At 70.2% G+C, this 24,938-nt stretch carries 19 protein-coding genes; 7 read left to right on the top strand and 12 right to left on the bottom strand.

Annotated elements, in window-relative coordinates:
• Nucleotides 1-21 precede the first annotated feature (21 nt).
• Genes tal through pgl form a run of 4 tightly spaced genes read left to right on the top strand, consistent with a single transcriptional unit; the run spans nt 22 to nt 4,598 of the window.
• Complete coding sequence (gene tal, locus ACFY0F_RS05185) at nt 22-1,140, top strand: transaldolase (RefSeq protein WP_388789027.1); 1,119 nt, start codon at nt 22-24, stop codon at nt 1,138-1,140.
• Nucleotide 1,141: 1 nt separating this feature from the next.
• Nucleotides 1,142-2,698, top strand: a complete 1,557-nt coding sequence (gene zwf, locus ACFY0F_RS05180) for a glucose-6-phosphate dehydrogenase (RefSeq protein ID WP_388789024.1) — start codon at nt 1,142-1,144, stop codon at nt 2,696-2,698.
• Nucleotides 2,695-3,819: a glucose-6-phosphate dehydrogenase assembly protein OpcA gene (gene opcA, locus ACFY0F_RS05175; RefSeq protein ID WP_388789021.1), complete on the top strand. Its 1,125-nt coding sequence runs from the start codon at nt 2,695-2,697 to the stop codon at nt 3,817-3,819. Before zwf ends, opcA begins: the two co-directional genes overlap by 4 nt.
• The gene (gene pgl / locus ACFY0F_RS05170; protein ID WP_388789018.1) at nt 3,816-4,598 is read left to right on the top strand and encodes a 6-phosphogluconolactonase; all 783 of its coding nucleotides are present in this window, start codon (nt 3,816-3,818) and stop codon (nt 4,596-4,598) included. The genes opcA and pgl overlap by 4 nt, the downstream gene beginning before the upstream one ends.
• Before the next feature lie 59 nt (nt 4,599-4,657).
• On the opposite strand, the gene ACFY0F_RS05165 is transcribed toward pgl, so the two are convergent.
• The 5 genes from ACFY0F_RS05165 to ACFY0F_RS05145 form a co-directional block, all read right to left on the bottom strand.
• Nucleotides 4,658-5,497, bottom strand: a complete 840-nt coding sequence (locus tag ACFY0F_RS05165) for a carbohydrate ABC transporter permease (protein ID WP_388789015.1) — start codon at nt 5,495-5,497, stop codon at nt 4,658-4,660.
• A gap of 11 nt (nt 5,498-5,508) precedes the next feature.
• Nucleotides 5,509-6,882, bottom strand: a complete 1,374-nt coding sequence (locus ACFY0F_RS05160) for an ABC transporter permease subunit (RefSeq protein ID WP_388789012.1) — start codon at nt 6,880-6,882, stop codon at nt 5,509-5,511.
• An 8-nt stretch (nt 6,883-6,890) separates the two neighbouring features.
• Nucleotides 6,891-8,216 (bottom strand): ABC transporter substrate-binding protein, encoded by a 1,326-nt coding sequence (locus ACFY0F_RS05155; RefSeq protein ID WP_388789009.1) that lies wholly within the window; start codon nt 8,214-8,216, stop codon nt 6,891-6,893.
• A gap of 40 nt (nt 8,217-8,256) precedes the next feature.
• Nucleotides 8,257-9,903 (bottom strand): glycoside hydrolase family 13 protein, encoded by a 1,647-nt coding sequence (locus ACFY0F_RS05150; protein ID WP_388789006.1) that lies wholly within the window; start codon nt 9,901-9,903, stop codon nt 8,257-8,259.
• A gap of 131 nt (nt 9,904-10,034) precedes the next feature.
• A complete protein-coding gene (locus ACFY0F_RS05145) occupies nt 10,035-11,306 on the bottom strand; it encodes an ABC transporter substrate-binding protein (protein ID WP_388789003.1) in 1,272 nt (423 codons plus the stop codon).
• A gap of 125 nt (nt 11,307-11,431) precedes the next feature.
• On the opposite strand from ACFY0F_RS05145, the gene ACFY0F_RS05140 reads away from it, so the two are divergent.
• The 3 genes from ACFY0F_RS05140 to ACFY0F_RS05130 are packed head-to-tail and all read left to right on the top strand — an operon-like array spanning nt 11,432 to nt 14,982.
• Nucleotides 11,432-11,947, top strand: coding sequence for a PadR family transcriptional regulator (locus ACFY0F_RS05140; RefSeq protein WP_388789001.1), 516 nt, complete (start codon nt 11,432-11,434; stop codon nt 11,945-11,947).
• Nucleotides 11,944-12,696: an ABC transporter ATP-binding protein gene (locus ACFY0F_RS05135; protein ID WP_388788998.1), complete on the top strand. Its 753-nt coding sequence runs from the start codon at nt 11,944-11,946 to the stop codon at nt 12,694-12,696. The genes ACFY0F_RS05140 and ACFY0F_RS05135 overlap by 4 nt, the downstream gene beginning before the upstream one ends.
• Before the next feature lie 3 nt (nt 12,697-12,699).
• Nucleotides 12,700-14,982: an FtsX-like permease family protein gene (locus tag ACFY0F_RS05130; RefSeq protein WP_388788995.1), complete on the top strand. Its 2,283-nt coding sequence runs from the start codon at nt 12,700-12,702 to the stop codon at nt 14,980-14,982.
• A gap of 275 nt (nt 14,983-15,257) precedes the next feature.
• Here ACFY0F_RS05130 and pgi read toward each other — a convergent pair whose 3' ends face one another.
• The 7 genes from pgi to ACFY0F_RS05095 form a co-directional block, all read right to left on the bottom strand.
• The gene (pgi, locus tag ACFY0F_RS05125) at nt 15,258-16,910 is read right to left on the bottom strand and encodes a glucose-6-phosphate isomerase (protein WP_388788994.1); all 1,653 of its coding nucleotides are present in this window, start codon (nt 16,908-16,910) and stop codon (nt 15,258-15,260) included.
• A gap of 688 nt (nt 16,911-17,598) precedes the next feature.
• The gene (locus ACFY0F_RS05120) at nt 17,599-17,934 is read right to left on the bottom strand and encodes an RNA polymerase-binding protein RbpA (protein ID WP_003976875.1); all 336 of its coding nucleotides are present in this window, start codon (nt 17,932-17,934) and stop codon (nt 17,599-17,601) included.
• A gap of 224 nt (nt 17,935-18,158) precedes the next feature.
• The gene (gene secG, locus ACFY0F_RS05115; protein ID WP_358939699.1) at nt 18,159-18,389 is read right to left on the bottom strand and encodes a preprotein translocase subunit SecG; all 231 of its coding nucleotides are present in this window, start codon (nt 18,387-18,389) and stop codon (nt 18,159-18,161) included.
• Between the two features lie 111 nt (nt 18,390-18,500).
• Nucleotides 18,501-19,256, bottom strand: coding sequence for a triose-phosphate isomerase (tpiA, locus tag ACFY0F_RS05110; RefSeq protein WP_388789216.1), 756 nt, complete (start codon nt 19,254-19,256; stop codon nt 18,501-18,503).
• A 42-nt stretch (nt 19,257-19,298) separates the two neighbouring features.
• A complete protein-coding gene (locus ACFY0F_RS05105; RefSeq protein ID WP_388788991.1) occupies nt 19,299-20,510 on the bottom strand; it encodes a phosphoglycerate kinase in 1,212 nt (403 codons plus the stop codon).
• A gap of 137 nt (nt 20,511-20,647) precedes the next feature.
• On the bottom strand, nt 20,648-21,655 hold the full coding sequence (gap, locus tag ACFY0F_RS05100; RefSeq protein ID WP_132854504.1) for a type I glyceraldehyde-3-phosphate dehydrogenase: 1,008 nt from the start codon (nt 21,653-21,655) through the stop codon (nt 20,648-20,650).
• Nucleotides 21,656-21,907: 252 nt separating this feature from the next.
• Nucleotides 21,908-24,871: a M14 family zinc carboxypeptidase gene (locus ACFY0F_RS05095; RefSeq protein WP_388788987.1), complete on the bottom strand. Its 2,964-nt coding sequence runs from the start codon at nt 24,869-24,871 to the stop codon at nt 21,908-21,910.
• Between the last annotated feature and the right edge of the window lie 67 nt (nt 24,872-24,938).

Below are 24,938 nucleotides of genomic sequence, written 5' to 3'. Positions count from 1 at the left end.
ACCTGTAGGAGATGTAATTCCATGACAGACGCACTCAAGCGCCTCTCCGAAGAAGGCGTCGCGATCTGGCTGGACGACCTGTCGCGCAAGCGGATCACGTCCGGCAACCTCGCCGAGCTGATCGACCAGCAGCACGTCGTGGGCGTCACCACCAACCCGACGATCTTCCAGAAGGCGATCTCGCAGGGCGACGGCTACGACCAGCAGCTGTCGGACCTCGCCGCCCGCAAGGTCACCGTCGAAGAGGCCATCCGCATGATCACCACGGCGGACGTCCGTGACGCCGCCGACATCCTGCGCCCGGTCTTCGACGCCACCGGCGGCCAGGACGGCCGGGTCTCCATCGAGGTGGACCCGCGCCTGGCGCACAACGAGAAGGCGACCGTCGCCGAGGCCCGGCAGCTGGCCTGGCTGGTCGACCGCCCGAACACGCTGATCAAGATCCCGGCCACCATGGCGGGCGTCCCGGCGATCAGCGACACCATCGGCAACGGCATCAGCGTCAACGTCACGCTGATCTTCTCGCTCGAGCGCTACCGGGCCGTCATGGACTCGTACCTCTCGGGCCTGGAGAAGGCCAAGGAGCGCGGCCTGGACCTGTCGAAGATCCACTCCGTGGCGTCCTTCTTCGTCTCCCGCGTGGACACCGAGATCGACAAGCGGCTGGACGCGCTGGGCACCGACGAGGCCAAGGCGCTGCGCGGCAAGGCCGCCGTCGCCAACGCGCGGCTCGCCTACCAGGCGTACGAGGAGGTCTTCTCCTCCGACCGCTGGGCCGCGCTGGAGCGGGCGGGCGCCAACAAGCAGCGTCCGCTGTGGGCGTCGACCGGCGTGAAGGACCCGGCGTACCAGGACACCATGTACGTCACCGATCTGGTGGCGCCGAACACGGTGAACACCATGCCGGAGGCCACGCTGGAGGCCGTCGAGGACCACGGCGAGATCACCGGCAACACCGTCGCCGGCAGCTACGAGCAGGCGCGCGCCGACCTGGACGCGCTCGAGAAGCTCGGGATCTCGTACGACGACGTGGTCCAGGTGCTGGAGGACGAGGGCGTCGAGAAGTTCGAGGCGTCCTGGAACGACCTGCTCAAGTCCACGGAGGCGGAGCTGCAGCGCCTCGCTCCTTCGGAGGGCTGAATTGTCCCCCTCTTCAGGCTCTTCCGGCTCTTCCGGTTTCGGGGCGAACCCGCTTCGTGACCCCGCCGACCGACGGCTCCCGCGTATCGCGGGGCCGTCGGGCCTGGTCATCTTCGGCGTCACCGGCGACCTGTCCCGCAAGAAGCTGATGCCCGCGGTGTACGACCTCGCCAACCGGGGTCTGCTGCCCCCGGGCTTCTCGCTGGTGGGCTTCGCCCGCCGGGAGTGGGAGCACGAGGACTTCGCGGCCGAGGTCCACGACGCCGTGAAGGCGCACGCCCGGACCCCGTTCCGCGAGGAGGTCTGGCAGCAGCTCATCCAGGGGATGCGCTTCGTCCAGGGCACCTTCGACGACGACGACGCCTTCGAGCGGCTGCGCGGCACGATCGAGGAGCTGGACAAGGCACAGGGCACGGGCGGCAACTTCGCCTTCTACCTGTCGGTACCGCCGCGTTCCTTCCCGGTGGTCATCCAGCAGCTCAAGAAGCACGGGCTGGCCGACCAGTCCGGCGGTTCCTGGCGGCGCGCGGTCATCGAGAAGCCGTTCGGTCACGACCTGAAGTCGGCCGAGGAGCTGAACCGGGTCGTGCACGAGGTGTTCGAGCCGGACCAGGTGTTCCGGATCGACCACTACCTCGGCAAGGAGACCGTCCAGAACATCCTGGCGCTGCGCTTCGCCAACACGATGTTCGAGCCGATCTGGAACCGGTCCTTCGTGGACCATGTGCAGATCACCATGGCCGAGGACATCGGCATCGGCGGCCGGGCCGGCTACTACGACGGCATCGGCGCCGCCCGTGACGTCATCCAGAACCACCTGCTCCAGCTGATGGCGCTGACGGCCATGGAGGAGCCCGCCTCCTTCGACGCGGACGCGCTGGCCGCGGAGAAGACCAAGGTGCTCGGCGCGGTACGGCTGCCGAAGGACCTGGGCAGCGCCACCGTGCGCGGCCAGTACGCAGCGGGCTGGCAGGGCGGCGAGAAGGTCATCGGCTACCTCGAAGAGGACGGCATCGACGCCAAGTCGAAGACCGACACGTACGCGGCGATCAAGGTCGAGGTCGACAACCGCCGCTGGGCGGGCGTCCCCTTCTACCTGCGCACCGGCAAGCGGCTGGGCCGTCGGGTCACCGAGATCGCGGTGGTCTTCCAGCGGGCCCCGCACTCCCCCTTCGACCACACGGCGACCGAGGAGCTGGGCTCGAACGCGGTCGTCATCCGTGTCCAGCCCGACGAGGGCATCACGGTCCGGTTCGGTTCGAAGGTGCCGGGCACCTCGATGGAGATCCGGGACGTGTCCATGGACTTCGCCTACGGCGAGTCCTTCACGGAGTCCAGCCCGGAGGCGTACGAGCGGCTCATCCTGGACGTGCTGCTGGGCGACGCCAACCTCTTCCCGCGCACCGAGGAGGTCGAGCTGTCCTGGAAGATCCTCGACCCGATCGAGGAGTACTGGGACAAGAACGGCAGGCCCGCACAGTACCCGTCGGGCACCTGGGGTCCCGCGGAGGCCGACGAGATGCTTGCACGAGACGGACGGAGCTGGCGCCGGCCATGAAGATAGACCTCACGGACACCACGGCCGGCAAGGTCAACAAGGCGCTGGTGCAGGGCCGCCGGGCCATCGGCACGCCCGCCGTGGGCATGGTGCTCACCCTGGTCATCGTCACCGACGAGGAGAACGCCTACGACGCGCTGAAGGCCGCCAGCGACGCCTCGCACGAGCACCCCTCGCGCAAGCTGGTGGTCATCAAGCGGGTCTCCCGCTCCCCCCGCGACCGCACGCAGTCCCGGCTGGACGCCGAGGTGCGGGTGGGCGCGGAAGCGGGCTCCGGCGAGACGGTGGTGCTGCGGCTGCACGGCGAGGTCTCCGACCACGCCGACTCCGTGGTGCTGCCGCTGCTGCTGCCGGACGCCCCGGTGGTCGTCTGGTGGCCGGTGAACGCCCCGTCGAACCCGGCCAGCGACCCGCTGGGCGCGCTCGCCCAGCGCCGGGTCACCGACACCTACGCCGCCGAGCAGCCGGTACGGGAGCTGTCCGCCCGCGCCGGTGCCTATACGCCCGGTGACACGGACCTGTCCTGGACCCGGATCACGCCCTGGCGTTCGATGCTGGCCGCGGCACTCGACCAGGTCGTGTGCGAGGTCAAGGCCGTCGAGGTGGAGGGCGAGGAGTTCAACCCGAGCTGCGAGCTGCTGGCGATGTGGCTCGCGGACCGGCTGGACGTCCCTGTCAGGCGCTCCCTGTCGTCCGGGCCGGGACTGACGGCGGTCCGCATGGAGACCACCTGCGGCCCGATAACCCTGGACCGGGCGGACGGTTCGCTGGCCACGCTGTCCATCCAGGGCCAGCCGGACCGGGCGGTGGCGCTGAAGCGGCGTGACACGGCCGAGCTGATCGCGGAGGAGCTGCGGCGGCTCGACCCGGACGACACGTACGCGTCGGCACTGCGCTACGGGGTCGAGCGGCTGGGGTCGCCGTGGAGCGGTTCCCCGGCCGGGGAACCCGCCGCCAAAGGAGGCGAAGGAGCCTCCGGCAAAGGAGCAGGAGCGGAGGGAACAGGGGAACGGCTCGGAGTCGAGGCCCCTGTCGAAACGGCTGCGAAAGCTCCCGCGAAGGACGCGGCGGCGCAGGCCCCGGTGAAGCAGGAGCCCACGAAGAAGGCGGCGGCGAAGTGAGCACCCCGCAGCTGGTCGTGCACCACGACAAGGAACTGATGGCGCAGGCCGCCGCGGCCCGGCTGATCACCAAGATCGTGGACGCGCAGTCCTCGCGGGGCTCCGCGTCCGTGGTGCTCACCGGCGGCCGCAACGGCAACGGTCTGCTGGCGGCGCTGGCCTCGGCCCCGGCCCGGGACGCCGTCGACTGGGCCCGGCTGGACCTGTGGTGGGGCGACGAGCGCTTCCTGCCCGAGGGCGACCCGGAGCGCAATGTCACCCAGGCCCGCGAGGCGTTGCTCGACTCGGTGCCGCTGGACCCGGAGCGCGTGCACGCCATGCCCGCCTCGGACGGTCCGCACGGTGCCGATGTGGACGCGGCGGCGGAGGCGTACGCGGCGGAACTGGCCAAGGCGGCCGGACCGGAGAACCACGGCAGTGTCCCCGTCTTCGACGTCCTGATGCTGGGCGTCGGTCCGGACACCCATGTGGCGTCGCTCTTCCCCGAGCTGCCCGCGGTCCGGGAGACCGAGCGCATGGTGGTCGGCGTGCACGGCGCCCCCAAGCCCCCGCCGACCAGGGTCACCCTGACCCTGCCGGCGATCCGGGCGGCGCGGGAGGTCTGGCTGCTGGCGGCGGGCGAGGACAAGGCGCAGGCCGCGGCGATCGCCCTCTCGGGCGCGGGGGAGATCCAGGCCCCGGCCGCGGGCGCCTACGGTCGCTCCCGCACCCTGTGGCTGCTGGACTCGGCGGCGGCCTCCCGGCTGCCGCGGTCGCTGTATCCGCCGGCTTCGCCGTGAGACGGCGGTGAGAAAGGGGCGGCGCGGGGTTTTCCCGGGCCGCCCCTTTTCTTGGGTCCCTACTTCACCGACCCGGCCATCACGCCCTGCACGAAGTGCCGCTGGAAGGCGAAGAACACCACCACCGGCACGATCAGCGACAGGAACGCGCCGGGGGCGAGCACGTCGATGTTGCTGCCGAACTGACGGATCTGGGACTGGAGTTCCACGGTGAGCGGCTGGGAGGAGCTGTCGGCGAACAGCAGGGCCACCAGCATGTCGTTCCAGACCCACAGGAACTGGAAGATGGCGAGACTGGCGATGGCCGGCCGGCCGACGGGCAGGACGAGGCGGGTGAAGATGCGCCACTCGCTGCCGCCGTCCATACGGGCGGCCTCCAGCATCTCCTTGGGCATCTCGGCGAAGTAGTTGCGCAGCAGGAACACCGCGAACGGCAGTCCGTAGGCGACGTGGAAGAGGACGACGCCGGGAATCGTGCCGAACAGGCCGAGCTGACCGAAGAGTTTGGCGACCGGCAGCAGGCCGATCTGCACCGGCACCACCAGCAGGGCCACGACGAGCAGGAAGACGGGCTCGCGTCCGGGGAAGTCCAGCCAGGCGAAGGCATATCCGGCGAGGGACGCGATGACGACGACGAGGAGCGTCGCCGGTACCGAGATCAGCACCGTGTTCCAGAAGGCCTGCGTCATCCCGGAGTTCTTCAGCAGCGCCGAGTAGTTGTCGAAGGACAGTTGCCCGGGGCCGGCCAGTGCGGTCCACCAGCCGCCCTTGGCGGTGTCCTGCGCCGACCGCAGCGAGGAGAGGAACAGCCCCGCCAGCGGGGTCAGCCAGACCAGGCCGATCACCACCAGGAAGGCCTGCACCAGCCCGTTGCCGAGGCCGCGCCTGACCGCGTTCATCGCTGACTCCCTCATCGCTGACTCCTGCGGAAGCGGCGGACGTTGAAGACCATCGCGGGGACCACGAGCAGCAGCAGGAGCACGCCCAGCGCGCTGCCGAGGCCCTGGTTGTTGCCGCCGCCGAAGGACACCAGCCACATCTGGGTGGCCAGTACGGTGGCGTCCTCCTGCACCGGGCCGGGCGCGATGATGTAGACGAGGTCGAAGACCTTCATCACGTTGATCACGAGGGTCACGAAGACCACGGTGAGGACGGGTGCGAGCAGCGGGACGGTGATGCGGCGGAAGATCTGCCATTCGTTCGCGCCGTCCATCCGGGCCGCCTCCAGTGCGTCCCGGGGCAGGGTCGACAGGCCCGCGCCGATCAGCACCATCGCGAATCCGGTCCAGATCCACAGGTACGCGCCGATGATCGCGGGCGTGACGAGGGTCGGGCCCAGCCAGGAGACGCCCTGGTAGGGCGGCGCGAAGTTCGACTCCGGCAGCTTCAGCGCGTACGAGCCCGTGTGCAGTCCCGGGAAGCGGAAGGAGCCGTCGGACGCGGTGGTGGTGCTCGCCACCGGTTTCCCGTCCCGCACCGCCTCGACCGTCATGCCGGGCAGCCCGCTCTCCCGCCGGTCGACCTTGCCCTGCGTGCCGCCGCCACCGGGCGTGAAGTCCAGGTAGACGACGCCGCGCAGTTCACCGGCGGCGGGCTTCTTCGCGGCCGCCGGGTAGGCGGGCGAGGCGCCCTTGGGCAGGTCTTTGGGGAGGACGCCGACCATGGGCAGCGTCACCAGGTCGCCCGGGGAGGCGCTCGCCTTCGTGGTGTACGACCCGTCGTGGCCCTGGGCCAGGCCGTGTCCGAGCCGGGCCCGCGCCGTCGGGTAGGAGGACGTGTCCTGGAAGGCGTCGTGCACGGAGACCACGGCGGCGTTGAGCACGCCCTTGTCGGGGTCCTCGTCGTAGGCGAGCCGGAAGATGATCCCGGCCGCGAGGAACGACACCGCCATCGGCATGAACAGCAGCAGCTTGAAGGCCGTGGCCCAGCGGACCTTCTCCACCAGGACGGCCAGGATCAGGCCGAGTCCGGTCAGCAGGGCCGGGGCCACGACGACCCAGATGGTCGTGTTGCGGATGGCCGTGAGCGTGGCCGGGTCGCGGAACATCTCGGTGTAGTTGTCCGCGCCGACGAAACGGCTGCCGGAGGCGTCGAAGAAGCTGCGGCCGACGGAGAACAGCACCGGGTAGACGACGAGCGCGCCGAGCAGGAGCAGGGCGGGGAAGACGAAGAGCAGGGCGACGATCCGGCCGCGCCGCCGCGAGCGCCGGGCGCGTTCGGCGAACGCTCCGGGCGGCGGCGGGGGGTTCGCCCCTTCCTTCTGCACGAGTGTGGTGGCGGTCATCGGCGGGCTCAGTCCTGGTAGGCCTTGGCCGCCGCGGCTTCGAGCTTCGCCGCGGTGCCCTTCGGGTCGGAGGGGTCGCGCAGGAAGTCCTGCAGGAGCTTCCACTCCCCCACGCCCTTGGTGCCGCCGAAGGAGGCGGGTACCTGGTCGGACATGTCGAAGCGGACCGAGTCCCCGGCCGCGATCAGGGACTTGGCGGTGGCGCGGGTGACGTCGTCGCCGTAGGAGGCGAGGTCGAGCTTCTTGTTCGGGGACAGGAAGCCGCCCGCCTTCGCCCACACCGCCGCGGCCTCAGGAGTGGCCAGGTACTCCAGGAGCTTCATGCCGGCCTTGGAGTTCTTGCCGTCCTTCAGCACCACGGCCGCGTCACCGCCGCTGACGACCGGCGCCTTGCCGCCGTCGACCGCCGGGAACGGGAAGAAGTCCGCGTCCTTGCCGATGGCCTTGCCGAACTGGTCGTGGGCGACGCCCGCGACGAAGTCGCCCTCGTAGACCATGCCCGCCTCGGGCTTGGGCCCGAACACCTTCTCGACCGAGCCCGGGAAGTCGGTGTTGAGGGCCTCCTTCCGGCCGCCCGCGATCAGCTGCTTGTCCTTGAACAGCTTGCCGAGCGTGCCGAGCGCCTTGACCACGCTCGCGTCGGTCCACTTCAGCTTGTGGGTGGCGAGGGCGTCGTACTTCTCGGGCCCGGCCTGGGAGAGGTAGATGTTCTCGAACCAGTCGGTGAGGGTCCAGCCGTCCTGCCCGGCGACCGCGAAGGCGGCGAGCCCGGAGTCGGAGACGGTGTGCCCGGCCTTCAGCATCGCGTCGTACGTCTTCGGCGGCTTCACCCCGGCCTGGGTGAGGGCGTCGGGGCTGTACCAGACGGTCGACTTGTGGGCGGCCTTGAAGTACAGGCCGTACAGGCGGCCGTCGACGCTGCCGTACTTCTTCCAGACGGGTGCGTAACCGGCGTCCACCGACTTCTCGGTGGTGGCGGACAGCGGCTTGAGCCAGCCCTTCTTCGCGAACTGCTGGAGCACGCCGACCTGCGGCACCATCACGACGTCGGGTGCGTTGCCGCCCTCGATCTTGCTGCCGACGACGGTGGAGACGTTGTCGCCGGTGGACACGAACTGCGTCTTGGCGCCGGTCTTGGCGGTGAACGCGTCCAGTACCTTCTGGAAGTTCTTCTGCTCGCTGCCGGACCAGACACCGGCGACGGTGACGGTCTGGCCGCTGAGCGCCTTGTCGCCGCCGCCTGCGGAGATCGGGCCGCCGCCGCAGGCGGTCGCGCCGAGCGTCAGGACGAGGGCGGTGCAGCCGGTGAGCAGGGTGGTGCGTCGTCGCATCATCTTCGATGTCCCTTCGGGGGGTGGGGAGGTGACGGGCGGGTCAGAGGTCGTTGATCCACCAGGCGGCCGTCGAGCCGGGGAGCACCCCGGCCGGGCAGGGGCCGCTGGACAGCAGGGGGGTGCCGGGGACCGGCGCGGGCGTGGGCGCCGTACCGAAGTTGACGGCGCACACGAGGCCGTCGCCGCGGACGAAGCCGAGGACGCCCGGCGGGGTGTCCAGCCAGCGCAGCGAGCCCTCGCCCAACTGCGGCAGGGCCGAGCGCAGTTGGAGGCCGTCGCGGTAGAGGTGCCAGAACGAGCGGGTGTCGGCGAGGGCCCGGTCGGTGGCGTACTCGGCGAAGTACTCGGGCTGCGGCAGCCACGGCTTCACGCTCTCCGTCCCGGACGTGAAGCCGAACGGGGAGGCCTGTCCGGACCAGGGCAGTGGCACGCGGCAGCCGTCGCGGATACGGGCGCGGCTGCCGGTACGCCGGAAGATCGGGTCGGTGAGCACGTCGTCGGGCAGGTCGACGACCTCGGGCAGGCCCAGTTCCTCGCCCTGGTAGATGTACGCCGCTCCGGGCAGCGCCAGCATCAGCAGGGCGGCGGCGCGGGCGCGGGCGGTGCCGAGGCCGCTGCCCTCGGTCGCGGGTTCTCCGTAGCGGGTGACGGTGCGGACCTGGTCGTGGTTGTTGAGGACCCAGGTGACCGTCGAGCCGGTGCCGGCGATGTCGTCCATGGCCTCGGAGATGACCTTGCGGAACGCGTCGGGGTCCCAGGGGGCGCTGAGCAGGTCGAAGAAGAAGGCCTGGTGGAGTTCGTCGGGGCGGACGTACTGGGCGTGTTCACGGGCGCTCGGCACCGAGACCTCGCCGACGAGGAGGCGTTCGTGGCCGTCGCGGGCCGTGTACTCCTCGCACACCGACCGCCAGTGCCGCCACACGTCGTGCACCTCGGGCTGGTTCCAGGCGAGCGGGTTGACCGAGTCACGGGTGCGGGCGTCGGCCTCGGGGTCGTCGGAGTCGGGCAGGTCCGGGTGCTTGAACAGTCCGGCGGCGACGTCGATGCGGAAGCCGTCGACACCCCGGTCCAGCCAGAAGCGCAGCACGCGGTCGAACTCGGCGGGGACGTCGGGGTGGCGCCAGTTCCAGTCGGGCTGCTCGGGCGTGAACATGTGCAGGTACCACTGGCCGTCGCCGACCCTGGTCCAGGCCGGGCCGCCGAACATGGCGTGCCAGTTGTTGGGCGGTTCGCTGCCGTCCGGGCCGCGGCCGTCGGCGAAGTGGAAGCGGGCGCGGGCCGGGCTGCCGGGCGCCGACGCGAGCGCCTCACGGAACCACGGGTGCTCGCTGGAGCAGTGGTTGGGGACGATGTCGAGGAGCACCTTGACACCGAGCCGCCGGGCGGCCGCCATCAGCAGGTCGAACTCGGCGAGGTCGCCGAAGAGCGGGTCGACGTCGCAGTAGTCGGCGACGTCGTAGCCGTGGTCGTGCTGGGGCGAGGGGTAGAAGGGGCTCAGCCAGATCCCGTCGACGCCGAGCTTCTTCAGGTACGGCAGCCCGGCCCGGACGCCGGCCAGGTCGCCGACACCGTCGCCGGTGCTGTCGAGGAAGCTGCGGACGTAGACCTGGTAGATCACCGCGTCACGCCACCAATGAAGCCTGTTCAACCCTGTGGCCTGTCTCTGTGAAGGGCAGCAGTTATGCATGCATGTTAGGTAGGCGTTTCACAGGGGTGTCAATGAAAAGAACAGAGGTTCCCGGGACATGGGAGGCGAAAATCATGACTTAGCCGGGCATCTCGCACCCAGTTGAGATGTTCGCGTTACCTAACAGGTAACTATCGATGGGCGACGGTGTCGAGTTCCCGCGCCAGTCGCCGCACGGCCGCTCCGGGTGTCTCCCGCCCGGTCAGCGCATCGTGCACCACCGCCTGCACCACCAGGCTGACCTGGTCGTAACGCGGGCTCTTGGGACGCGCCTTGGCGTCCCGCAGGGCGGTGCGCAGGGTCGGCAGGTAAGGGAACTCCCGTACGAGCTCGGGGTCCTCGTACAGCGCGGCGCGTACGGGCGGCAGCGCGCCACGGGTGAGGACCTGGCGCTGGACGGGCTCGCTGGTGAGGTACGCGATGAGACGCGCGGCGGAGTCGGGGTGCCGGGCGTGTGTGTTCACGGCCAGATCGGAGCCGCCGAGGACACTCCTGCCCGGTCCGTCCGGTCCGGGCAGCGGTACGGCGCCGATCTTCCCGGCGACCTTCGAGCCCTTGGCCGAGGCGACGGCGTACGCGTAGGGCCAGTTGCGCAGGAAGAGCAGACGGCCGTCCTGGAAGGCGTCCTTGGACTCCTCCTCCTTGTACGTCAGCGCCTGCTTCGGGATCCAGCCCTCGCGGAAGCCGCGCGCCAGGAAACCGATGCCCTCGCGGGCGGCGGAGGAGTCCACGGTGACGCGTTCCCCCTCGTCGCCGAGGATGGTCCCGCCCGCGGAGTAGACGGCCTCGGCCGCGTTGACCGTGAGGCCCTCGTACGGCAGGAACTGGCCTGCGTAACCGCCGAGTCCGTACTTCGGTGCGATGGTCTTCGCGTCGTGTTCGAGCTCCGCCCAGGTGCGCGGCGGCGGCACGCCCTCCTTGTCCAGGACGTCCTTGCGATACAGGAGCAGGCCGGCGTTGGTGACGTACGGGACGGCGTACAGGCGTCCGTCGTACCTGGCCGTGTCGACGACCGGCGGCAGGAAGGTGCCGAGCGGGAAGCGGTCCGCCGGCAGCGGCCGGATCCAGCCGGCGGCGGCGAACTCCGAGGTCCAGTTGACGTCGATGTTGAGCACGTCGAACCGGCTGCGGTCGCCGTCGCGCAGGTCGGTGGTCATCTGCGCGTGGGTCTCGTCGGCGGAGTCCGGCAGCTCGACCAGGTGGACCTTCTCGCCGGGGTGGGTGCGGTTCCAGCCCTGGAGCAGCGGGCCGAGATAGCCGGTGAGGTCCCCCGCGGTGGCCAGGGTGAGCGGGCCGCGGCCCCCGGCGCCGCCCTCGTCGGCACGGGCGCCCGAGGTGACATACCCGGTCATGACCACGACGAGGACGAGAAGGACCCTACCGGCGGCGCTCGTCCACCGCATAGGTTCCTCCTTGCACACCGGCACCGCGGGCACCCTCGCCCGTGAGTCAGAGGCCATGTATACCTGTTAGGTATGGGCGATACTAGGGCCTGGAGCACATTACGCAGACTAGGAGGACAGCACGAGTGCGCCTGCCCCTCCTGGCACTCCTCGCACGCCGCCCCGCCCACGGCTACGAGCTCAAGCAGGGCCTTGAGCAACTGCTGGGCTCCGCGTACCCTCAGCCGAACGTCGGCCAGATCTATGTGACCCTCGGCCGCCTCGAGAAGTCGGGACTGATCGAGGGCGAGGACGTCGAGCAGTCCAGTCGGCCCAACAAGAAGGTCTACCGCCTCACCGAAGCCGGACGTGAGGCGCTGCGCGTCTGGTTCGAGGAGCCCGAGGACGAGCCTCGGGTCCGGGACGAGTTCTTCATGAAACTCGCCCTGGCCCCGCAGACCGGTCTCGCCGACCAGATCGCCCTCATCAACAAGCAGCGGCGCCAGTACCTCAACACCATGCGTGATCTGTCGAAACTGGCCGCCGCCGAGGACCGGGACAACCGAATCGCCCAGCTGCTGATCGAGGGCGCGATGCTGCACCTGCAGGCCGACCTCGACTGGCTGGAGCGGTGCCAGGAGGAACTGGAGGAGCTGGAGTGAGCGAGAGCCCCACTCCTGCGCTGCGTGCCGAGGGCCTGGTCAAGACCCACCACGGTGAGGGCGCGCCCGCCCGGGCCGTGCGCGGGGTCGACCTGTCCGTGCGGCACGGCGAGTTCGTGGCGGTCACCGGCCCGTCCGGGGCGGGCAAGTCGACACTGCTGCATCTGCTCGGCGGACTGCAGCGGCCCGACCGGGGCAGCATCTGGCTGGACGGCCGGTGCACGGACGGCTACAGCGAGGCCCGGTGGGCCGAGGAACGCAGGAAAGGCATCGGGATCGTCTTCCAGTTCTTCAACCTGGTCTCCAACCTGTCGGTCGCCGACAACGTCGAGCTGCCCGCGCTCCTGGTCGGCCGCTCGCCGAAGCAGGCACGGGCCGAACGGGAGGAACTGCTCGCCGAGCTGGGCCTTCAGGGCAAGGAGCGCAGCATGCCGGGCGAGCTGTCCGGTGGTGAGCAGCAGCGGGTCGCACTCGCCCGCGCCCTGGTCAACCATCCTCCGCTGCTGCTGGCCGACGAACCCGCCGGCAGCCTGGACAGCAAGGGCACCCGCGAGGTGATGCGGCTGCTGTCCCGGTTCCACGACCGGGGGCAGAGCATCCTGCTGGTCACCCACGACGCCCGGCTGGCGAGCGCCGCGGACCGCGTGATCAGTTTCTACGACGGGCGGATCGTCGACGACGCGCACCTGGACGGCACGCCGTCGCGCCGGGGCACCGGGATATCGGGCGTGCTGGAACTGAAGGACTGACGCGTGCGAGCCACCCTGCGCTGGGCCCACTCCGACTTGCGCACGCATCGCGGCGAGGCGCTGTTCATCGTGCTGGCCACCGCCGGCATCGTCGTCTCGCTGCTGCTGGCCACGGCGCTGTTCGGCTATGCGACCAACCCCTGGCAGCGGATCTTCACCCAGTCCCGGGGCGCCCACGTGTGGATCCACACCGTTAAGTCCGCCGACACCGGCCGCCTCGCCTCGCTCGACGGTGTCGAGTCCGTCGCCGGCCCCTACCCGACCGAGTCCGTCACGGTCTCCGCACGCGGCACCCGCGCCTCGGTCGAACTGCGCGCCACCCCCGAGAGGCCGGCCGTGGGCAGTCCGCTGCTCACCTCGGGTCACTGGCTCGACGCCCGGGAACCCGACGGTGTCGTCCTGGAGAGCCGACTCGCGCGGGCGCTGCTGGCCGAGCCCGGCGACACGCTCACCCTGCCGGGCACCGCCCGGAAGCTGACCGTCGTCGGCGTCGCCGACAGCGCCGAACCGCGTTACCGCGCGGGCGAGCAGCCCGGCCTGGTCTGGGCTCCGCCGGCCGCCGTACGCGACCCCGGCGGCCGGGTGATCGGACTGCGCCTCACCGATCCCGGCGACACCGACTACGCCGTCCAGCGGGCCGTCACCGTGCTCGGCGCGGGCGCGGTCGGCGAGGTCTCCACCTGGCAGCAGGCGCGGGCCGAGGCGCAGGGCGACAACCGGCTGCTGGGCCAGGTCCTCGGCCTGTTCGGCCTGGGCGCGCTGCTCGCCGCCGGGTTCGCGGTGCACGGCGCGATCGGCACCCGTATCGGCGGCCATCTCCGGGACATCTCGGTCCTGAAGGCGATCGGCTTCACGCCCGCCCAGGTCGTCCGGATCTTCCTGCTCCAGCATGTCGCTTACGCCCTTCTCGGCGCCGTGGCCGCCGCCGCGCTGACCCAGGGCCTGGGCACCTCCGTCCCCGGCCGGCTCGGCGACGCGGTCGGCGTGTGGCAGGGGCTGCCGGGGCACACGGTGACCCTCGTCGCGGTGCCGGTGGGCGCGGTGCTGTTCATCGGCGCGGTCACCGGGCTCGCGGCCTGGCGGGCGGGACGGGTGCCCCCCGTGCCGGTGCCGCGCCCCGCCGCTCCGGCCGGCGGACGGCTGACCGGCGTGGCCCGCAGGGCTCTGGGTCTGCGCATGCCGCCCGCCCTCGTGCTGGGCTGGCACCAGGCCTTCACCCGCCGCCCACGCGCGCTCGCCACGATCGGGCGGCTGGCCCTTCCGCTGTTGCTCATCGTGGTGGCCATGAGCGCCTGGACCACCATCGACCGCTTCCACGACAGCCCCGACCGGATGGGGCTGCCCGCGGCACTCACCGTACGGGCGGACAGCGGCACGACCGACGGCGAGACCCGCACGCTGCTGAACCACGACCCTCGGGTCGCGGCCGTCTACCCTGGCGTCGAGGTGGCCGCGCTGGTCCCGGGCCAGACAGCCACCATCGCCCTGCGCGGTCTCGGCACCCACCACGACCCCTACCCGTACACGCTCGCCGCGGGCCGTCCGGCGAGCGGTCCCGACGAGGCGGTGGCGGGCCAGGGCCTGCTGGACCTCCTCGATGTGCGCGTCGGCGACTGGGTACGGATGACGGTCGGCGACCAGCCGCAGATCCTGCACATCGTGGGCCGCAGCATCGAACCGGAGAACGCCGGCCGGGTGATCTCCACCTCGCTGGACACCCTCCGCGAGAACGACCCCGGGCTGGCCCCGACCCTGTACCAGTTGCGCCTGCGCCCCGGCGCCGACCCCGACCGCGTCGCGACCGCCCTGACGGCGGCCGGCCAAGGCCACCTCGACGTGCACGCCGTGACGAACCCGGCCGACGGCCTGTCCCCGCTGCGCGGAGTAGTGGTCGGCCTGATCGCCGTCCTGGCGCTGATCGGCCTCATCGAGCTGCTGACCGCGATCGGCGGCACGGTCCGCGAGAGCGAGCGCGACCTGCTCGCCCTCAAGGCCATCGGCATGTCCCCGCGCCAGATCACCGCGATCACCGTCACGGCGACCAGTTGCACGGCCCTCGCCGCGGCCCTCACCGGTACCGCCCTCGGCCTCCCCCTGGCCCACTGGCTGATCGACACCCAGGGCCGCTCCAGCGGCATCGGCGCCGGCATCGCCCAGATCCCCTCCCCGTCCCTCCTCCTGCTCCTCGCCTCAGCAGCCGTCCTGGGCGCCGCCGCCCTGGCAACCCTCCCCGCAGGCCGAGCGGCAAGACGGAGACTGGCGGACACGTTGAGCGCGGTGGCTTGAGGCGGCGGCCGGGGAAGGGACAGCGCGGCGGACGGGGGCGGAGCCCCGCCGGGGCCTGGGGCGGAGCCCCGCAGGGGTGCAGGGGGCGAAGCCCCCGCCGGGGCCTGGGGCGGAGCCCCAGGGCGGGACCTCTTGACCCACAGCAACGGGTGGGTGGGTGGGCAACCCCCGGGGGTGCAGGGGGCGAAGCCCCCTGCCGGGGTCTGGGGCGGAGCCCCAGGGGCGGGGGCCGCCCCGGCCCGTCGACAAGGGCGGGCGGGTGGGCAAACCCCCCGTCAACGCCCGCGCAGCTCCCGGTACTTGGCAACCAGCGCAGACGTCGACGCGTCCAGCCCCGCCACCTCCGCCCCCTCCGTCAACGCGGGCTCCAGCCGCTTGGCAAGCACCTTGCCGAGCTCCACACCCCACTGGTCGAAGGAGTCGATGTCCCACACCGCGCCCTGCACGAACACCTTGTGCTCGTACAGCGCGACGAGCTGCCCGAGCACGGACGGCGTCAGCTCACGCGCGAGGATCGTCGTCGTCGGCCGGTTGCCCTTGAAGGTCTTGTGCGGCACCAGCTCCTCCGGCACCCCCTCGGCCCGCACCTCCTCCGCCGTCTTCCCGAAGGCGAGCGCCTGCGTCTGGGCGAAGAAGTTCGCCATCAACAGGTCGTGCTGTGCCTTCAGCTCGTCACGCAGCTCCGCGACCGGCTCGGCGAAGCCGATGAAGTCCGCCGGGATCAGCTTCGTACCCTGGTGGATGAGCTGGTAGTAAGCGTGCTGCCCGTTGGTGCCGGGCGTGCCCCACACCACCGGCCCCGTCTGCCACTCGACCGGGCGGCCCTGACGGTCCACCGACTTGCCGTTGGACTCCATGTCCAGCTGCTGCAGGTAGGCCGTGAACTTCGACAGGTAGTGGCTGTACGGCAGCACCGCATGCGACTGGGCGTCGTGGAAGTTGTTGTACCAGATGCCCAACAGCCCCAACAGCAGCGGCACGTTGGACTCCGCCGGCGCACTCCTGAAGTGCTCGTCGACGATCCGGAAACCGTCCAGCATCTCCCGGAAGCGGTCCGGACCGATGGCGATCATCAGCGACAGCCCGATCGCCGAGTCGTACGAGTACCGGCCGCCTACCCAGTCCCAGAACTCGAACATGTTGGCGGTGTCGATACCGAACTCGCCGACCTTCTCGGCATTCGTCGACAGGGCCACGAAGTGCTTGGCGACGGCCTCCGGCCCGGCGTTCAGCTCGCTGAGCAGCCAGTCACGGGCCGAGGTGGCGTTCGTGACCGTCTCGATGGTGGTGAAGGTCTTCGACGCGATGACGAACAGCGTCTCAGCCGCGTCCAGGTCACGCGTGGCCTCGTGCAGGTCGGCTCCGTCCACGTTGGAGACGAAGCGGACCGTGAGGTCGCGGTCGGTGAAGCTGCGCAGCGCCTCGTAGGCCATCGCGGGACCGAGGTCGGAGCCGCCGATGCCGACGTTGACCACGTTCCTGATGCGCTTGCCGGTGTGCCCCGTCCACTCCCCCGAGCGGACCCGCTCGGCGAAGTCGCTCATCTTGTCGAGCACGGCGTGCACCGCCGGGACGACGTTCTCCCCGTCGACCTCGATCACCGCGTCCCGTGGGGCCCGCAGCGCCAGGTGCAGCACCGACCGGTTCTCCGTCGTGTTGATCTTCTCGCCGCGGAACATGGCGTCCCGCAGGCCGAAGACGTCGGTCGCGGCGGCCAGCTCGCGCAGCAGCCGCAGCGTCTCGTCGGTGACGAGCTGCTTGGAGTAGTCGACGTACAGGTCACCGACCTGGAGGGTGTACCCGGTGCCGCGGCCGGGGTCCGCGGCGAACAGGTCCCGCAGATGGGTGTCGGTGAGCTCCTCGCGGTGCTTGGCGAGAGCGGTCCACTCGGGCGTCTGGTTGAGCCTGGTACGGCCGTCTGCGTTCATTTCGGACTTCAGCCTTCTTTCCTGCCTGTTCCCTGCTGCGTACCTTGCCCCGCTGCGGGTTCCAACCTAGTTGATCAGCGCGTGGCGTGAGCGGTCGTCGCGCCGTCGTCCGAGGCGACAACAGGTACGTCCGGCTTGCCCGCCGGTATCAACGTGATGACCGCCGGGGAGAAGAGCACGGCAGCGGACAGGGCGGGCCCGTTCAGCCCGTACCCCGGGCCACGGCGCCGGCGACCGCGTTGCCGGGGTCCAGCCGGCGCGTCACGTGCAGCACGGCTCCGCCGAGGGGGACGCGGTCCACGAGGGAGGTCGGCAGGGCCGTGGAGGGCGTTGTCGAAGAGGGTCTGCGGGGTGGTCAGCGCGAAGGCGAAGGCGAAAGGCGACGGGGACGGCGACGGCGAGCGGTACGCCGGGTGAGGCGCACGGCGGGCAGGGGCAGCGCGGACGTCCGTAACGCGGCCCCGAACCGGGACTCCACGGCGGCCGTCCACAGCCGCCCGAATTCCCCGCGCCACGCGGGCGCGGCCCTGCCCGCGTCCTCGACCGTCATCACGACTCCCCCAGTCGGTCCGTGCCTCACTGCCGGTCCATGCACGAACCGTAGAGGGCAGCACTGACAATCGGCCGTCGGCCGAGGGGAGAAACAGCTCCGGCCAGGCGCCCACGGACACCCGGCCGGTTTCAACTCCTAGATCTCGCCCCGCAGTTTGGCGAGCGCCTCGGCGAGGATGGCCTCGCCGTCCGCGTCGCTGCGCCGCTCCCTGACGTACGCGAGGTGCGTCTTGTAGGGCTCGGTGCGCGGCGGGTCCGGCGGGTTGTCCCGGTCCTGACCTGCCGGGAAGCCACAGCGCGGGCAGTCCCAGGTCTCGGGCACCTGCGCGTCGCTGGCGAAGCTGGGCTGGGTCTCGTGCCCGTTGGAGCACCAGAAGGAGATGCGCAGACGCGGCGCGGACTCGCCGCGCTCGGCCTCGCCCATCGGCCCCGCCCCGACCCGGCTACCTCGGATCGCGTTGCCACTTGCCACGGTCGTAACTCCCTGCGTGATGGTGCCGCGAAGCGAGTCGGCGTTTCGCTCCGCTGCGAGCGCCTCAGTCTACGTAAGGCCCAACGCGCGTCCAGTGATTGGAGTTACAAACCCCCCGCTCTGCAGACGCAAGCCCCATGATAGGCCGCGCACAGGAGCGCGTACCCAACATGGGGCTCAACGTACGGAATGTATGTACTTGTCCTGACGTCGATCAGGTGCGATCAGCCGTTCGACTTCATCAGGAGGCCGAGGACGACGATGCACGCGAACCACAGCAGACCGATCACGATGGTGATCCGGTCGAGGTTGCGCTCGGCGACCGAGGAACCGCCGACGGACGACTGCATGCCGCCGCCGAACATGTCGGAGAGGCCGCCGCCCTTCCCCTTGTGCATCAGCACCAGCAGCATCATCAGCAGGCTGAAGACGATCAGGGCGATCGAGAACCCCAAAACCACGGCTGGACCAACTTCCTCGGAATCGGATGGACGGGGGCACAGCACCCGGGCTGTACCCCCGCAAGGGTACGACGGATCGCCGCTACCGCCTACTCACATCTGTGCTCACTGATCGCGGAATCGCACGATCTTGACGAACTCGTCCGCGTCCAGCGAGGCCCCGCCGACCAGGGCGCCGTCGATGTCGGCCTGCGCCATGATCTCGGCGACGTTGCCGGACTTCACGGAGCCGCCGTACTGGACGCGCACCTTGTCGGCCACGTCCTGCGAGTAGAGTTCGGCGATCTTGCCGCGGACGGCGGCGCAGACCTCCTGGGCGTCCTCGGCGCCGCAGACCTTGCCGGTGCCGATGGCCCAGACGGGCTCGTACGCGATCACGACGGTCTCGACCTGCTCGGCCGTGAGGTCCTTCAGACCGCCCTCGACCTGGGTGAGGGTGTGGGTCACGTGGTTGCCCGCCTCGCGGACGTCCAGCTCCTCACCGACGCACAGGATGGGGGTCAGGCCGTGCCGGAAGGCGGCCTTGGCCTTGGCGTTGACGAGCTCGTCGGTCTCGTTGTGGTACTGGCGGCGCTCGGAGTGGCCGATCACCACGTACGTGCACTTGAGCTTGGCCAGCATCGAGCCGGAGATCTCGCCCGTGTAGGCGCCTGAGTCGTGGGCCGAGACGTCCTGGGCACCGTACTTGATCTTGAGCTTGTCGCCGTCGACCAGGGTCTGCACGGAGCGCAGGTCGGTGAAGGGCGGCAGGACGGCGACCTCGACGGCCTCGTAGTCCTTGTCCGCGAGGGCGAAGGCGAGCTTCTGGACGTGGGCGATGGCCTCGAGGTGGTTGAGGTTCATCTTCCAGTTGCCCGCCATGATCGGCGTGCGACCGGAAGTAGTGGATGCAGCCATGCTTGTTCAGTCCTCCAGTGCGGCGAGGCCGGGGAGCGTCTTGCCCTCGAGGTATTCGAGGGAGGCGCCGCCACCGGTCGAGATGTGGCCGAACGCGTTCTCGTCGAAGCCGAGCGTACGCACGGCCGCGGCGGAGTCGCCGCCGCCGACGACGCTGAAGCCGTGTCCGTCGACGAGGGCCTGGGCGACCGCCTTGGTGCCCTCGGCGTAGTCGGGGTGCTCGAAGACGCCCATCGGGCCGTTCCAGAAGACGGTCGCGGCGTCGGCGAGCTTCGCGGCGTAGAGCTCGCGGGTCTTCGGGCCGATGTCCAGGCCCTCCTGGTCCTCGGGGATCTTGTCCGCGTCGACCACGGTGTGCTGGGTGGGCGCCTTGGCCTTCAGGTCCGGGAACTGCCGGGCGACCACGACGTCGACGGGGAGCACCAGCTCGACGCCCAGCTTCTCGGCGCGCTCCAGGTACTCGGTGACGGCCGGGACCTGGTCCTCCTGGAGCAGGGAGATGCCGACCTCGTAGCCCTTGGCCTTGAGGAAGGTGTAGGCCATGCCGCCGCCGATGAGCAGGCGGTCGGCCTTGCCGAGCAGCTCGTCGATGACGGCGAGCTTGTCGGAGACCTTGGCGCCGCCGAGCGCGACGACGTAGGGGCGCTGGACGTCCTCGGTGAGCTTCTTCAGAACGCCGACCTCGGTGGCGATCAGGTGGCCGGCGTAGTGCGGCAGCCGGGCCGGGAGGTCGTACACGGAGGCGTGCTTGCGGTGCACCGCGCCGAATCCGTCGCCCACGTACACGTCGGCGAGTTCGGCGAGCTGCTCGGCGAAGGCGCCGCGCTCGGCGTCGTCCTTGCTGGTCTCGCCGGCGTTGAAGCGCAGGTTCTCGATGACCGCGACCTGGCCGCCGATCAGGCCCGCGACGGCGTCCCTCGCGGACTCACCGACCGTGTCGGTCGCGAACGACACCGCGGAACCGAGGAGTTCACCGAGGCGCGAGGCGGCCGGGGCGAGGGAGAAGGCCGGGTCCGGGGCACCCTTGGGGCGGCCCAGGTGGGAGGCGACGATCACCTTGGCGCCCGCGTCGGCCAGGGCCTTGACGGTGGGCAGGACGGCGCGGATGCGGCCGTCGTCGGTGATGGTGCCGTCGGCGAGCGGCACGTTGAGGTCGGCACGGACGAAGACCCGCTTGCCGTCCACGCCGTCGGCGAGAAGTTCGTCGATCGTCTTCATGGGGAGGGACTCCTGAGGAGGGATCATGATGCTCGTGATCGTAAAGAGGGCCTGATCTGTACGTGAGTCAGGGCTCGGGCAGCGCGTTCGCACGCTGCCCGAGCCCTGTCCTCACACCGAGATGCCTGCTTCGGCGATCAGAGCTGGTTGCCGACGAAGACCGTCAGGTCGACGAGGCGGTTGGAGTAGCCCCACTCGTTGTCGTACCAGCCGATGACCTTCACGTTCTTGCCCTCCTGGACCATGGTCAGGGAGGAGTCGAAGGTGCAGGACGCCGGGGCGTTGACGATGTCGGAGGAGACGATCGGGTCCTCGGTGTAGTCGAGGAGGCCCTTGAGCTCGCCCTCGGCGGCCTTCTGGAAGGCGGCGTTGACCTCTTCCTTGGTGACCTCACGGCCGAGTTCGACGACGAGGTCGGTGACCGAGCCGGTCGGGACCGGGACGCGCATGGCGATGCCGTCCAGCTTGCCCTTGAGCTGCGGGAGCACGAGGGCGGTGGCCTTGGCGGCACCCGTGGTGGTCGGGATGATGTTCTCGGCGGCGGCACGGGCGCGGCGCAGGTCCTTGTGCGGGAAGTCCAGGATGCGCTGGTCGTTCGTGTACGCGTGCACCGTCGTCATCAGGCCCTTGACGATGCCGAAGTTCTCGTCGAGGACCTTCGCCATCGGCGCCACACAGTTGGTGGTGCAGGAGGCGTTGGAGATGACGTGGTGGTTCGCCGCGTCGTACTTGTCCTGGTTGACGCCCATCACGATGGTGATGTCCTCGTCCTTGGCCGGAGCCGAGATGAGGACCTTCTTCGCGCCGCCGGCGATGTGCTTCGCGGCGTCGTCCTTCTTGGTGAAGATGCCGGTCGACTCGATGACGATGTCGACGCCCAGCTCGCCCCACGGGATGTCGGCGGGGTTGCGCTCGGAGAGCACCTTGATCGTGTGGCCGTCGACCGTGATCGTGTCGGCGGTGTGGGAGACCTCCTGCTTCAGGCGCCCCAGGATCGTGTCGTACTTGAGCAGGTGGGCGGTGGTCGCGGTGTCACCCAGGTCGTTGACAGCCACAACCTCGATGTCCGCCCCCTGCTCGAGCAGCGCGCGGAAGTAGTTACGCCCGATGCGGCCGAAGCCGTTGATGCCTACGCGGATCGTCACGAACCGATCTCCTCGTTGGTACGCCGGCCATGCGGTGCCGGCGAGCTGTGTTTGGGATGTCCCCGACCACCCCCGACCCTACCTCCCTGGGGGCCCGGTGGTGACATCCAGATGCCTCATACACGGCAGGGCGGTCCGTACCCGCCAGTAGGGGTACGGACCGCCCCGGACTTGCGCCCGGATCACCCGGTTCAGCCATGAATTGTCAGTGCCGGCCGAGTGCCCGGATCACTCGTTCGTGAGCGCGTCGGCTCACTTGTCGAGTGCCGCCAGGGCCTTCTTCACCAGGGCCTTGCGGTCGGCCGCGGCCGGGACCTGTTCCAGGCCGAAGCCGAGCAGCACGGTCCGGTCGGTGGTGACCGCTCCGTACGTCTTGAACAGGGCTCCGGTGCGCGTCCAGTCCTTCAGTGCCGCCGGGCTGCCCGGTGGCGGTCCGGTCGCCTTCCAGGCGCCCAGCGACGTCTCGAAGCCCTCGGTCTCCTTGGCCGTGCCGCCGACGACGAGCGAGGCGTCGTCGGCGAGGACGCCGTGGCCGCCGGTGCCCGGGTCGGTGATGTAGGCGATCGAGAGCTCGACGGACTTCCCCGCGTACGCGCTGAGGTCGAAGTCGACCGAACGCCAGCCGTTCGAGCTGCCGGTGAGGCTGTTCCACGAGCCGGTGCTGCCGGTCGCGGTGCAGCCGCTGGTCGCGAAGGTCAGATAGTGCTTGAGCCAGGGATGCTCGTTGACCAGGAACCCGGCCTCGCAGTCGGCCGGCACGGCCGTGGAGGTGGCGCCGCCCGCCTCCGGGAGTGTCGTCCAGTCGTTCGCGCCGGTGGTGTGCGCCTCGACCACCGCGTGGTCGTAGCCCGGCTCGGTGTCCCACAGCAGCCGGGTACGGAGCGTCGGCTTGTCGGCGGCGCTGACACCGGTGAGGTCGACGGTCCGGGTCAGGCGCTTGTAGGCGTCGTCGGTGTGCACCGCCGCGGCCATGTACGAGCCCGTGTACGGGCCGTAGGGGTTGACGGTGCCCGCGAACTGGCCCGCGCCCGCGCTGGCGAACTGCGGGTACTTCGCCGCGGGCAGCTCGTCGGAGGTGACGGCGTAGCTGCCGGCCTTGTCGAGCGGGTTGCCGGGCGCGTCGCCCAGGGCGGCAGTGACCCCACCCAACTCGCCCGAGCCGGTGAAGCCGGTGGCCCCGGCGAGCGACGTGCGCGAGTAGGCGCCGAGGTAGTACTGGCTGAAGTCGTCCGACAGGGTGCCGTCGGCGAGGGCGACGTTGCCGCCCGCCAGCTCACCGGCCTCGATCAGCTTTCCGCCTTCGTTGAGGTAGGCACGCAGCTGGAGCTGGGTGGCGTTGCCCGGGCCGCTCGCGCCGGAGTAGTGCACGACCGTCCTGAAGTACTTCAGCACGCCGAGCGCGTCCGGCGCTCCCTGCTCGGCGACGTCCCAGACGATCGCCTTGCGGCCGGCCGCCTTCAGCGCGTCCACGTACTTCTGCGCCTGAGCGGCGGGCGCGCCCTCCTCGGCGACCACCAGGGTGTCCGCCGCGGACCGCTTGGCCACGGTGTACGTGAAGTGCGGGCTGGAGGTGCGCTTTCCGCTCCTCGTCCGGCCGGTGAACCACACCTCGACCTTGTCACCGGGCTCGCCGCCGCGGACCTTGGCCCGGTACTCGTCGAAGTAGAGGTTGTCCGCACCGCCGAAGGTCTCGCCGCCCTTCCAGTGCCTGAGCGTGCGCTCGCGCGCACGGCCGCCGTTGACGCGGTACTTGAGCTCCTTGTCCCGCACGGACCTGCGGACGACGACCGAGACCTCCTGGTCCGCGCCGCGCGCGTACGACGTGGGGAACGTCGCCGGGGTGAAGTCGGCCGCGCCCAGTCCGACCGAGGAGGCCGGCTTGTCGGGGTGGGCGGCGGTCTCGGCGACGGAGAGCGCGAACGGGATGTTCTTGGCGAACTCCTGCTGGATCAGCTTCTCGTCGTCGGGGAAGTTGAAGACCGACTGGCAGTCGGCGGCCTTCCAGGCGTCGTTCGGGTCGATGTCCGAAGCGGTCTGGCAGGTCGACATCTCCGGGGTGAACATCGCCATGCCGTTGACGTTGGAGGCGTGGCCGTCCGCCTCGCCGTTGGTGGTGTACAGCTCCGAGGAGACCTGCGGGTGGTAGCCGGGGATAGCGGAGTGCTCCGGGGTGCCGGCGAGTGCCTTGTAGAGGACGTCGTCCGGGGTCGGTGTGGCGACCTGCCAGCCGACTCCGTACAGCAGGAGTTCGGCGGCGGAGTGGTAGTTGATGCCGTAGGTGAAGCCGACGCGCTTCTCGAAGCGGTCGAGGGCCTTGGTCTCCGGCTCGGACGCCGGGCTCGCGCCGCGGTAGGTCTCGCTGGTGGGGTTGGGGGACGAACCCTCGTCGTCGTAGCCCCACTTGTAGGCGAAGTTGCGGTTGAGGTCCACGCCGTCGCCGGTGGAGATGACGCCGTCGCCGTTGACGTCCCTCAGGTTCTTGCGCCACAGACGGGTGTCGGAGTTCTTGAAGGTGTAGTCGTAGCCGTCGGGGTTGGCCGAGAGCACGAACCACAGCTCGGTCGAGTCGACGATCTTCTTGATGCGCTTGTCCGTCTTGTAGCGGTCCAGGTAGTAGTGGAGCAGCCGCCTCGTCATCTCCGGCGTGATCCACTCGCGCGCGTGCTGGTTGGACATGTACAGCACGGAGGGCTTGGAGCCGTCCTTGGACCTCTTCGCGTTCCTGGTCAGTTTGAGGGCGAGGATGTCCTGGCCGCCCACGGTCCTGCCGATGGACTCGACCTTGGTGAGGCCGGGGTTCTGCTGGGCGACCTTGAGGATCTCCTCCTTCAGGCCGCCGGTTCCGCTGTACGGGCGGAACACGCCCTGGGCGGCGTCCTCGACGCGGGTCGCGGCCTTGGCCGAAAGCTTGTGCTCGGTGAGGTCGACGCCCTCTTTCCCGAGCTTCTCGGCCTGCTTGTCGGTGAGGTAGAGCTCGACGGTGTGCTTGCCGGCTCCGGTCACCTGGTCGCCGAGTTCCTGGCCGTCCTGTCCGGCCGCGAGCAGTAGCGGTACCTGTTTCCGGGTGACTTCGGCGCGGAAGACCTTGACCTCGTCGTCCCTGCCCGCGTCGGCTCTGGCCGAGGCAGCGGACTGTGCGTGGGCGATGGGTGCGAGGCTCGCTCCACCGAGCAGGAGCGCGCCGACAGCGAGGATCGATCTCGCTCTGTGTCTCATGAACCCCCCTAATGGTCCGCCCCGGCGGCGGACACCTGCCAGGCTCATGACACCTCATGATCCAGTC

Origin of the sequence: Streptomyces sp. NPDC001544, assembly GCF_042894285.1 — a bacterium.
Taxonomy (GTDB): Bacteria; Actinomycetota; Actinomycetes; order Streptomycetales; family Streptomycetaceae; genus Streptomyces.
Note: the sequence above shows the minus strand (reverse complement) of the source record. Positions and strands in the feature narration are given on the sequence as shown.